Here is a 12091-nt window from a genome sequence, read left to right on the forward strand (position 1 = left end):
GTCGCGGTATCGCGCACCACGATGCCCTCGCCGCCAGCCGAACTGCTCGCACCCCCAATGTCGACCGTGACCGTGCCCGAGCCGTTGTTGAGGATATTTGCCGCGTCGCCGGTGCCGCCAACGAAGCCGCCGGTGCCCGTCACCGAGATGTTGCCGGCGCCGCCGGTCCCGCCGACCAGGCTGAGGCCACGGGTCGCGCCGGTCACCGTGTCGGCGACGGAGATCGTCACCGCGTCGTTGCCGGTCGCCTTGATGCCTTCGGCCGCCGTGCCGGTCACCGTGCCGTTAGCCGTCACGCTGACCGTGCCGGTGCCGAAATTGTGTGCGTCGATGCCCGTCGTGCCCGAGACGTTGCCCGCGGTCACATCGACATTGCCCGCGCCCGCGACCTTGGTCTGCTGCGCGATGATCGCGGTGTTGCCGGTCGAGGTGACGTCGCCGGCATTGACCGTGACGTTGCCACCCGTCGTCAGCGCGAAGATGCCGTTACCGGTCGTCACATTGACCGGGCCGACGGTAGTGACAGAAGTGTTGCCCGACCCAAAATTCTCGGCATCCACGCCGAACCGTGCGGTCATCGAACCATTCGCGGTCACATCGATATTGCCGGTGCCGCCCGCGTTGAGGATCGCCGCCACCATACCGGCGTTACCCGCATTGATGTCGCCATTGGCCACCTCGGTGATATTGGCTGTGGCCGACTGACTCTGGGCGTCGATCGCGTCCTTGCCCGCGGTCAATGCAGTCACCGCTCCAGTGGTTATGCTGATATCGCCGCCGGTCGCGGTATCGCGCACCACGATGCCCTCGCCGCCAGCCGAACTGCTCGCACCCCCAATGTCGACCGTGACCGTGCCCGAGCCGTTGTTGAGGATGTTCGCCGCGTCGCCGGTGCCGCCGAAGAACCCGCCGGGGCCGTTCACCAGGATGTCGCCGGCGCCGCCGGTGCCGCCGATCAGCGACAGGCCGCGTGTCGCGCCGGTCACCGTGTCGAAGGCTGTCACGGTCACGCCGGCATTGCCGACCGCCTTGATGCCCTCGGCGGCGGTGCCGGTCACCGTGCCGCCGGTCACGACGCCGACCAGGCCCGTGCCGAAATTGTGCGCATCGATACCCGTCGTTCCCGAGACATTGCCCGTGGTGCCCACGACAACCTGGCCCGTACCGGCGACCTTGGTCTGCTGCGCGATGATCGCGGTGTTGCTGGTCGCTGTTACATCGCCCGTGTTCACCGTTACGTCGCCGCCGGTCGACAGCGCGAAGATGCCGTTACCCGTGGTGACATTGACCGGACCGACCGTGGTGACACCGGTCGAGCCCGACCCGAAATTCTCGGCATCCACGCCGAACCGCGCATCGATCGAGCCGTTCGCGGTCACATCGATATTGCCGGTCGCCCCGGCATTGAGCAGCGCCGCCACCATGCCGGCATTGCCCGCCTGGATGTTGCCATTGGCGATCTCGGTGATGTTGCCGGTCAACGACTGGCTCTGCGCGTCGATGCCGTCCTTGCCCGCGGTCAGCGCCGTGACGGTGCCGTTGGTGGTGATGTCGATCCCGGTGCTGGTCGCGACGTCGCGAACCGTGATGCCTTCACCGGCCGCGGCGAAGATGTTGCCGGCAGTGATGCTGACCGAGCCGACCCCGCCACTCTGCTTCGCGTCAAGCGCGTTGCCGTTGCCGTTGTTGACGATGTCGCCGCCGGTATAGACGATCGGCCCGCCAAGCGCAGTGAGCGATAGCGCCGCGGTGCCGCCGGCGGTCGGTGTGTTGCCGGCATCGACGCCGATCGTGCCGTTATTGGTGACCGTGATGCCGCCCGTCCCATTGTTCGTGAAAGCGAGCCCGTTGCCGCTAATCGTTGCTCCGCTGTTGACGGTGACGACGATCGGGGTGGGGAGGACGCCCTGGTAATTGCGGTCAACCGGTGGGTTGGCCGGGAATGTCGTATCGGTCGTGGATGTATCGGCGCAGGTCACGGTAACGGCGCCGACGACGCATTGCGCCCAGGCCTCGCTGGGCGCGAACACGCCGAGGCCGACAAAAGCCGCCGCCGCGACGGTCGAGCGCAACGTTAGCCGGCTGGCCTGCGAGCGCAAATTGCGGCGGCGTGCGGCTATCGAGGATGACACCTTGGAGTCGAAAGGAAGACGGCCCGACGAATACGGTGTGCGTGTCATGTTATTCCCCTCTGTTGCGCGGACTTAGCACGCACGACCAGAAGGCCGCACGATTACTTAAATCGCCCGTCAATGTTGGCTTGATACTTCAGGATCGAGTACAGCTATTGGCTAAATGCGACGCCTAGCGCACTTATCGCACCCAGCGACTCTACCGCCATTATGACTAGGCAAAAAACGTAAGATATTGTTTTTGGACTGAACCGCGTGTCGTTTTCGTCCAAAATGGCCGTAATCCGCCTTGACAGATTAAATGACGGCAATCGTGATGGCGCTCACGATCGCAAAAACCTGGGGCTGGAACTCGAGTGGATGGATGCGATCGGCATCAAAAGCTTGTCAGCCGGCGCCCGTTTCGCTTTCCCGGGTGACGAAGCAGGCCGATACCACCGGACCTGGTCGCGGTTTCAGCGAAGCTGAAAACGACTTTAGCGTGCGCCTTCCGACTACGACTTCAGGGTCAATTGCTGGCGCTCGCCGTGCCTGACCATTTCGAGGTCGATCGACGGCGCATCGGGGTCGAGCGCCCGGCCGAGTTCGGACGCGCCCGAGATCGGCGACTCGCCCGCGGTCAGCACGACGTCGCCCGCCTTCAGGCCCGCGATATCGGCGGGCGACCCCGGCTTGACCATCACCACGACGGCGCCGCGCTGACGATCGGCGCCTAGCCGCTTGGCCAGCACGGGGCCCAAATCCTCCGCGACGATGCCGAACGGGGTCGCCGGAGGCGCTCCGCTGCGCAGCATCTCGCTAACGATCCGCGCCGCGACGTCGCCGGGAACCAACACGCCGAGATCGCCGGCGCTGTCGTCATCCGGGAAGACCGACAGGCCGAGCACGCGGCCATCGCTTCCGATGAAGGGTACGCCCTCGACATTTCCGCTAGGCGTGGGGCCGACCGATATCGACGACCGCAGCGCCTCTCCGCCGGCGACGAAATCCTGCGCGATTACCCCGGGCTGCACCGCGCATCCGCGGCCCGCAGGCGATGTCAGGCTGAATCCCCACGCGCCGGTCCGTGGCAGATCGGCGTCCGCGAATTGCAAGGTGGTGAAATTGCGTCCGTCGACCTTGACCAGCGCGAGCCCCGACAGCGGGTCGCTCGCGACGAGCTTGGCATCCAGCTCGCGTCCGTCGTTGAACTGGACCGGCAAGGTGTCGCGGCCGGCCAGCATTCGGCCACTGGTAACGATATAGCCATCGGACGAAACGACGATGCCGGCGAGTCCGCGCGATGCCAGCAGGTTCGGCTTGGCGGTCGACGCGGGCGGCACGCCCAGCCCGATCCTGACCACTGCCGGACAGGCCGTATCGACCAGATCGGGCAACATCTCGGAAGGTGAGGCGCGATTGGTCACGCGCTGGATCGGCGCGACTACATGGCGCTCGACCGTCGCCATCGGGCGCCAGAGCTGCGCCCCGGTCACCACGCCGATCACGATCAACACTAGGACGACGGCGGCGGTGATCGCCAGTTTCCTGAATGACATAGCGGGCGGAGTGGCGCTCATTCGCCGAACAACTCGCGCTGCGCCTTTTCGATCTCGTCGGTATAGCGTCGCCGCACATAGCGCTCGCTGACCACGCCCAGCACCGTGCCGTCGGCCTCAGTGACGACGAATTCGTTGGCCTCGCGCTCCTCGAACGCGCGCATGATCGCCGCGGCATCCTGATCAGGCGACAAGGTGAAATCGGTCAGGATCGCCGCCTCGGTCACTGGCGCGTCCTCGGCCAGCCCGGGCGCATGCGCTGCCACGGTCGGGATCAGCCCGGCATAGGCGCCGGTCGGGCCGAGCGCGACGACCTGGGTGATCGAGCCCAGCGGGAAACGGCGGCGGAATTCGGCGATTGACGTGTCGCCCTCGATTTCGGGGATGCCGCGCCGCATCATCCGCCCGGCGGTCAGCGTCTTGATCCAACCGACATCGCGCGCGCTGCGGATCGTCTCGCCGCGCGTGTGCAGGCGCCAAGTCGAGAAGGAAAAGCCGAAGGTCTCGCGCACCAGCGTACTGGCGCACAAGGACGCCGTGATCGCGACCGCGGTGAGCGCGAAATCGTGGGTCGATTCGAGCACCAGCAGCGACATCGTCATCGGCCCGCCGACCACCGCCACCGCCATCGCGGCCATGCCGACCAAAGCGGCGTCGTTGGCGCTAACATGCGCCGCGCCCGGGATCAGATTGACGAGGCCCGCGAATAGTTGGCCGACCAGCGACCCCAGGAACAACGACGCGAAGAATAACCCGCCACGAAACCCGAATCCGAGTGAAATCGCCGACGCCGCGACCTTGAGCACGAAGATCGTCGCGAGGAAGGCGAGCCCGACCTTCATCGTCAGATCGAGGTGCAAGGCGCCGTGCCCGGCGGACAAAGCCTGGGGCGACAGCGCGGCGATCGGGATCAGCAGCAATCCGCCGATCACCGGGCGATAGATGTCGGGGATCGGCAGACGGCGCGTGCCGATCTCGACCAACGTGACCGCGCGCATCAACACGATCCCGACGACCGCGCAGACCAGCCCGAGCGAGGCGAACAGGAAATAGTCCCAGGTGGTGATCGCTTCCGCGGCGGGCAGGACGATCAGATAGGCCGGCACGCCCGAAATGCGCATCGTCACCACTGCCGCCAGCGCCGCCACTGCGACCGGCGCGATCGCCGCCGGGGTGTAAGCGCCCAGCACGATCTCGAATGCATAGAAGGCACCGGTCAGCGGCGCCCCGAACGCCGCGCCAACCGCCGCGCCCGCCCCTGCGCCGACCAATACGCGAAGATCGGCGCGCCGCAGCCGAAGCCATTGCCCGACCACCGACGCCACCCCGCCGCCCATCTGGGCATAGGCAGCTTCGAGCCCGACCGACGCGCCCATGCCATTCGACAACAAAGTCTGGGCGGCGACGGTCAGGCTGTCGCGCATCGGGATCACGCCGCCATGCAGCGCATTGGCCTCGACCACGTCGATCGGCGCGCGGCCCCGGCGCAACAACCGGCCGAGCCCCGCCAGCAACAATCCGCCCAAGGGCAGCGCAAGCAGGCGGAGCGGCTCGATCGCAGTTTGCGCGCTCAGCCGCTCGTCGCCCGACACGCCATAGAAAAGCGACTGCATGAAATGCGCGATGCCGCTCTGGACCAGGGTCAGCAGGCCCGCCGTCAGGCCGATGCCGAGCGCGAGTACAATCAGCGCCGCTTCGCTGGTGCGAAAGCGCCGCCGCAATCCGATCAGCAGACCTGCGGGCCGAAAGGCGGGGAGGGACGCCATCGCGATCCGCCTAATCGCGTATCGCGGCCATGTCACCCGCTACGCCGAGGGCAAAATCAGTCTTGCCGCGTCTCGCCAAGGCGCGGCGCGGGGCGGCCAAGCGCGAGGTCGGCGTCGGAGAAGCGGATCGGGGTCCTGAGGCCGTCGAGCCGCTCGCCGGGCACGACCATCCCGCGTGCCTGGACCTGGGGATCGGTCAGCGCCTGTTCGACCGTGTTGATCGGCCCGACCGGGACGCCGACCGCTTCCAGCCTGGCCAGCAAGTCGTCGCGCTCGAACCGGCGCGTGGCCGCCTCGATCGCCGCGAACAGCGGCGCGCGATGCTCGATCCGGCCGGCATTGGTCGCCCAGCGCTCCTCGGGCTCGATCCCGACCACGCCGCAGAAACGCTGGAACTGGCCGTCATTGCCGACCGCCAGGATGAACCAGCCGTCGCTGGTCGGAAAGACCGCATACGGCGAGACGTTGAGATGCGCGTTGCCGACGCGCGGCGGGGTGACGCCGCTGGCGAAGTAATTCGCCGCCTGATTGGCCAGCACGCCGGTCATCGTGTCGAGCAGCGCCATGTCGATATGCTGGCCGCGCCCGGTCTTGTCGCGCTGGATCAGCGCCGCCTGGATGCCGATCACCGAATAAAGCCCGGTGGCGATATCGGCCATCGCCACGCCGATCTTCTGCGGCGCGCCGGCGGGATCACCGGTCAGGTCCATCATTCCGCTCATTCCCTGGATGATAAAGTCGTAGCCCGGTCGCGGCGCATAGGGCCCATCCTGACCGAAGCCGGTGATCGAGCAATAGATGAGCCGCGGATTGATCGCCGACAGGCTGGCATAATCGAGTCCGTATTTGACGAGGCCGCCGACCTTGAAATTCTCGATCAGGACATCGCTGTCCGCCGCCAGCCGCCGCACTTCGGCTTGTCCCTCGGGCGTCGTGAAGTCGATCACCACCGACGACTTTCCGCGGTTGCACGAATGATAATAAGCCGCGTCGCGCGTGCCGTCCGGGTTGACGATGAACGGCGGACCCCAGGTCCGTGTGTCGTCGCCCGCCGGACTCTCGACCTTGATCACCTTGGCGCCGAGATCGGCCAGCACCTGGCCCGCCCATGGTCCCGCCAGGATACGCGCGAGTTCGAGCACCTTGAGGCCGGCGAGCGGAGCGGGTTTGGTCATTCGACTTCCTTGGCGCCTGATCGCCGCGATGTCACTGTCATCCAGGCGCGCTGACGCGAGATGCCTCATTGCACCCCCGCGCTCCGTTCGTCGCGGCCGCCATTGCCAAGCCGTGGCCGCCGCCCGAGAACGTGGCATGCCGAGCCCAGTCCAGACCACCTTCAGCACCCTGCGCCAGCATCGAGTCGACACCGCGCTGACCGCCCTGCTCATCCTTCAGGGAGTGACGTTGTTCGCGGTCATTCCGTTCGGCGCGCGTTCGACCGGCGGGCGGATCCTGCTCGATCTCTGTCATTTCTTGTTCGCCGCCATCAGCGTCGCCGCGCTGACGCGGCATCGCGTGGTCCAAGGCGTGGTGATCGCCGCGCTGGCGTTGCTGGCGATGGGGCCGTCGGTGTCGCAGCGGCTGGGCGCCGACCTGCACCTCGACGTCGCGGCACAACACGAACTGGTCGCGCTGATCGCCTTCGCGTTCAACGCCGCCATCACCGCGCTGATCGCGCGCCACGTCTTTTCCTCCGCGCGCGTGACCGTCCACCGCGTGCGCGGCGCGATCCTGCTCTATCTCAACGTCGCCGCGCTGTTCGGCATCGCCTGTACCGCTCTCCAGCAACTCGTCCCCGATGCGTTCCACATCGTAATACAGCCCGGCGAGGCACCCACTGCAGCCTTCACCTATTTCAGCCTGACCACGATCACGACGGTCGGCTTTGGCGACATCACCCCGCTCCACCCCTTGGCGCGCAGCCTGGCGACGCTCGAAGCGGTGTTCGGCCAACTCTTCCCCGCTACCCTGCTCGCACGCCTCGTCGCGCTGCATCTGGCACACGAACAGCAACTGCCGAAGCAAGCGATCGACGGCGGCGCCAACCAATCCTGACGATCGCCGAACGGTCGAAGCGACAGGAGATCAGCCTTTCAATAGCCTGACCGCTGCGTCGAGCCGATCGGCGTAGCGATTCAGCGCCGTCGCGGTTTTCGCGACATACTCCTTGGCATCGTCGAAATGGCGCTGCTCGATCCCTTCGCGAATGCCCGGCAGGGTCTTGGCGCCATAACCGGTCAGCGTCCCCGGTGCGTAGATCAGATTGCGGTACCAGGGACGTCCGGGCAGGCCGTCCTTGTCGAGCAGCAATTGATCGACTCCCTTCAGCACCGCCATCGCCTTGGCGACCTTGTCGGGCGAGGCGCGCTCGAATGCGGCATCGGCGGCGCGCGACGCGCGAGTCAGATGGTCTGATGCATCCTCCAGCGCGAGCATGTCGATCAGCGGGGTGACGCCTTTCTCCTCCGGCGCGGCGGTCGGGTCGACCGGGCTGGAGGTCAGCTTGAACACGTCGTCGCGGTCGAGGTCCTTGAGCGCGCGGTCCTGGTCGCGCTGGTCGGCGGCGAGTTTCTTCACTTCGCCGACATAGCGCGCGACGGTCGAGGCCATGTCGCCATAGCGCACCGGCACGCGCGGCGCCGCAGCTGCGCGCAGCACCATACGCCCGACGAACTTGGACAGGGCCGCCCCGTAAACCAGCCCTGGATCGTCGAAATTGGTGACGTGGTAAAAGCTGTCATAGACCGAGTGATATGATCCGCCGCTCGCATCCTCTCCGCCGAAGCCGAGATTGACCGAGGGAATGCCGAGATGGGCGATGAACGCGCTATAGTCAGAACCTGAGCCGAGCGCGCCGATCGGCAAGTCGCCGCCCGCCTTCGCCGCTTCGAGCGCGCCCGCATCGGCCCCACGCCCGCTGCCGGCATAAGCGCCCGCACGGATGCTGGCGCGGAGGCGATCATAGACGCTGACTCCGGTCTGCGGATCGGGTACGTCGCGTGCGATCGAGTTGACGAAATGCTGCAGCGTATGACTGCCCTCGGCGCCGAGAAAGCCGCGCGAGGTGGCGTCGGTGTTGATGTAGAGGACGGCCTTGGCCTGCAGCTCATCGGCATGCGTCTCGGCCCATTCGGTCGAGCCGAGCAGGCCGGGCTCCTCGCCATCCCAGCTGGCATAGACAAGCGTCCGGTCGGGCCGCCAGCCGGTCTTCGCCAGCACACCGAGCGCCTTGGCCTCGGACATCAAGGCGACCTGGCCCGACAGCGGATCGTCGGCGCCGAATACCCAGCCGTCGCGATGATTGCCGCGGACGATCCATTCGTCGGGGCGCGTGCTGCCCTTCATCACCGCGATGACGTCGTAGAGAGTCTTCAATGACCAATCCGACTTGACCGCCAGATGCACCTTGACCGCGTCCGACCCGCCCCAATGATAGGGGATCGGCAACCCGCCGCGATCCTTGCCGGTGACGACCGGACCGTCGAGTCCCGCGAGAATTTTCGCGGCGTCGCCATAGGAGATCGGCAGCGCAGGTATCTTGAGGATCGTCTTGGCCTCGGCACGGGTCAGGCGCTTGGCGTTTTCGGTCGCGCCGACACCCGGCGTCAGCGGATCGCCCGGATAGGTGATCATATCCATCACCGACCCGCGCTGCACGCCGCCCTCGGGCCGGGCGCCGCCCTTGGGATAGACGTCGCCGTGGGCATAACCGTCGTCAGCCGGGTCCGAATAGATCAGGCAGCCGGCCGCGCCATGTTCCTGCGCCAGCTTGGGCTTCAGCCCGCGCCAGCCGCCGCCATAGCGCGCGATGACGATCTTTCCCTTGACGCTGATCCCACGCCGCGCGAGCGAATCGTAATCGTCAGGCATGCCGTAATTGACATAAACCACCGGTGCGGTGACGTCGCCGTCACCCTGATAAGCGACATAAGGCGGCAGCGCGCCGTCGAGCTTGTCGGGGCCGAGCTGCGGCTCCTGCCCGCCCAGCGTCACACGCTCGGCACCGATCAGTTCGAGCGTGGTCGAGATCGGCGTCGGGTAGAGGACCTTGAACGTCTCGATATGCGCGTCCCAGCCCCATTGCTTGAACAGTGCGAGCTCCATTTCGGCATTGGCCTTGTCGTGCGGGCTGCCGACATGGTTGGGCGCCGAGGACATGTCCTTGAGCCAAGCGAGCTGATCGGTACTGGTGATCTGGGCGTCGAACGCCTTTTCGGTGGCGGCGGTGCCGACGGTCTGGGCGCCGAGCGGTTGCGCCGCGACCAGGGCGATGGCCATGGCGGCCAACGCCGACCTGCCGCTCATCCGGACGCGACGCGCCCCCGACCGACCCCGATACTGGTCCTTCGCCATCGCGCGCCCCTTTGCTGCTGGATCAACTCCGTTGGAAACCAAGCGCACCCTAACGAAGTCTTTGGAACAGGCCAGCCTTTACCGCGTCCTGCGCAATCCTAAGCGGGTGCGGCGGTCGACCCACGGATGGCGAGCTCCGCCGGTACCACGACAGGCTCGGCGGACACAGGCTTGCCGGTACGGTCGGCAATGATCAATTCGACCGCGCGCGACGTCACCTCGGCGATCCGCTGAACCACGGCGGTGAGCGGAGGATGCGTGAAGCGGACGATCGGCGTGTCGTCGAAGCTGATCAGCGACAGATCGCGCGGCACCGCCAGCCCGCGATCGCGGGCGACCTCCAAGGTCGCCAGCGCCATCTGATCGTTGCTCGCGACGATCGCTGTCGGCGGCGGCGAGCGGCCGAGCAAGTGCGCCGCGGCGGCCCTGCCCGACGCATAAGAGAAGTCGCCGGCCGCGAGCAGGCCATCGGTGGGTAAGTCCGCCGCCTCCATCGCCGCGCGCCAGCCGCCGACGCGCCAGCCGCTCACCTCGTAATCTGAGGGGCCGGCGATAAAGCCGATCCGTTGATGCCCGAGGCCGATCAGATGCTCTGTCGCGAGCCGCGCCGCGCGCTCATCGTCCAGCGTCAGCGCGAATCCCGCGCCCGGCCGCTGCGACCCGATCCGCGCGAAGCGGATGCCGTGCGCGACCAGCAGGTCGATGATCAGCGGATTCTCCGAATGCGGCGGGGTCAGGATGACGCCGTCGGGCTGGAGCGACGCGATCGCCGCGAGCAATTCGCGCTCGATATGGTCGCTATGCGTATCGATCAGTTCGACGATCAGGCGGTAGCCGTGCTGCGCGCAAGTCAGCATGCCGCCGAGCAGCATCTGGTCGACCCAGTCGCTGCCCTCGCGCGCGCGCCAACCCTCGATCGTGCGCTCGCGATCGTTGAGCGCGAGGATCAGATAGGATCGCGACCCCGCCAGCCGCTGCGCGGCGATCGACGGGACATAACCGAGCTTGTCGATCGATTGCTGGACGCGCTCGATCATCTTGCGCCGGACATTGGGTTCCTTGTTGATGACCCGGCTGACCGTCTGCATCGACACCCCGGCATCGATGGCGACATGCTTGATCGTAACGCTCTGCCTGCGCCGCGCCATCGACCGCTCAGCGCCCGATCATCGCGGCAGCGGCCGGGCACGACACCGTTGCGCGTGGCATGTGGGCGGTCAGGCGATGGCTTCGCGGCATGATCCTTGGGTAGCTTCATATTGAAAGAGCAGGAAGCCCCGAATCCGTGCGTCTTTGGTCGCGCCCATGAGGTGGTGATCGGCCAAACCCTCCAGCCTCCGATCTAGCCGTTGCCGAGCCTCGCCCGCGCGTACATGATGCTAGCCAACCGATGTCCCGCGTCCCCGCCCCGCCAGTCGACCTACGACGCGACACGACCGGCGGCGCGGCGGCCGGACAGCGCTCGACCGGGTTCCTGTTGCTTTATGCGCTGGCCAATGCCGGCGGCGTGATCGGCTATCTACCGCTGCTGACCTTGTTGCTGGCGATCAAGGTCGAGGCGCTGGCGGGCGAGGCGCGAGTCGACCTGCTCACCGCGACCGTTATCGCAGGAGCGATCGCGGCGAGCACTTCCAACATCCTGTTCGGCTGGTTGAGCGACCGATCGGTGGCGCGCGGCGGCGGCCGGCGGGGCTGGATGGTGGGCGGCTTGATCGCGACGATCGCTGCCTATGCGGCGATCGCAGTCGCAGACAGCCCCGCGACGATCATCGCGGCAATCGTGTTCTTTCAGGTCGCGCTCAACGCGGTGCTCGCGCCATTGGTCGCGGTGATGGCTGACGAGATTCCCGACTCGCAGAAGAGCACTACCGGCGGGTTGTTGTCGCTTGGCTATCCGATCGCATCGGGCGTGCTCGCACTGGTCGTCGGCATTGCCGCGCTGAGGGAAACAAGCCGGCTGATGATCGTCATCGCAGTCGCCGCTATCTGTCTGACGCCGTTGATCCTCAGCCGCGCGCGGCCGCTGCCGATCGTCGATCCCCCGCGCGCCGCGGTCGCGATGCGCCGCCATGACCTGGCCGTGGCATGGTGCGCGCGATTGCTCTTCCAGGTCGCGGGGTGCGTGCTTCAGCTCTATCTGCTCTATTATTTCGAGAGCATCGTCCCCGATGGACCCAGGGACGAACTCGCAGCGCACGTCGGAAACCTGCTGACCATCTCGTTCATCGCACCCTTGCCGATCGCCTTGCTGTTCGGCCGGCTGTCAGACCGGCTCGATCGCCGCAAGCCGTTCCTGGTCGCC

General features: G+C 66.6%; 8 protein-coding genes. 2 read left to right on the forward strand and 6 right to left on the reverse strand.

The window, feature by feature from the left end; translation table 11 throughout:
- From SAS01S_RS19550 to SAS01S_RS19570, 4 genes are all read right to left on the reverse strand, one after another.
- A partial coding sequence (locus SAS01S_RS19550; RefSeq protein WP_218016340.1) for a beta strand repeat-containing protein occupies nt 1-2180 on the reverse strand: 2180 nt, incomplete at its 3' end.
- Between the two features lie 446 nt (nt 2181-2626).
- Complete coding sequence (locus tag SAS01S_RS19560) at nt 2627-3691, reverse strand: S1C family serine protease (protein ID WP_084239242.1); 1065 nt, start codon at nt 3689-3691, stop codon at nt 2627-2629.
- Nucleotides 3688-5436 carry a chloride channel protein gene (locus tag SAS01S_RS19565; RefSeq protein ID WP_066812555.1) on the reverse strand — a complete coding sequence of 583 codons (1749 nt, stop codon included), beginning with the start codon at nt 5434-5436 and terminating at the stop codon, nt 3688-3690. The genes SAS01S_RS19560 and SAS01S_RS19565 overlap by 4 nt, the downstream gene beginning before the upstream one ends.
- A 56-nt stretch (nt 5437-5492) precedes the next feature.
- Nucleotides 5493-6611 (reverse strand): CaiB/BaiF CoA transferase family protein, encoded by a 1119-nt coding sequence (locus SAS01S_RS19570; protein WP_066812556.1) that lies wholly within the window; start codon nt 6609-6611, stop codon nt 5493-5495.
- 136 nt (nt 6612-6747) lie between these two features.
- Between SAS01S_RS19570 and SAS01S_RS19575 the strand changes: the two genes are divergently transcribed.
- A complete protein-coding gene (locus SAS01S_RS19575) occupies nt 6748-7491 on the forward strand; it encodes a potassium channel family protein (protein WP_066812557.1) in 744 nt (247 codons plus the stop codon).
- Between the two features lie 30 nt (nt 7492-7521).
- Here the strand turns inward: SAS01S_RS19575 and SAS01S_RS19580 are convergent, their stop codons facing one another.
- Nucleotides 7522-9789, reverse strand: a complete 2268-nt coding sequence (locus SAS01S_RS19580; RefSeq protein ID WP_245657021.1) for a transferrin receptor-like dimerization domain-containing protein — start codon at nt 9787-9789, stop codon at nt 7522-7524.
- Between the two features lie 98 nt (nt 9790-9887).
- Nucleotides 9888-10937 (reverse strand): LacI family DNA-binding transcriptional regulator, encoded by a 1050-nt coding sequence (locus tag SAS01S_RS19585; protein WP_066812559.1) that lies wholly within the window; start codon nt 10935-10937, stop codon nt 9888-9890.
- A gap of 242 nt (nt 10938-11179) precedes the next feature.
- Here SAS01S_RS19585 and SAS01S_RS19590 point away from each other — a divergent pair.
- The coding region (locus tag SAS01S_RS19590; RefSeq protein ID WP_066812560.1) for an MFS transporter at nt 11180-12091 on the forward strand (912 nt) is incomplete at its 3' end.

It is taken from the genome of Sphingomonas asaccharolytica NBRC 15499 (assembly GCF_001598355.1).
In the GTDB taxonomy this organism is placed as follows: Bacteria; Pseudomonadota; Alphaproteobacteria; order Sphingomonadales; family Sphingomonadaceae; genus Sphingomonas; species Sphingomonas asaccharolytica.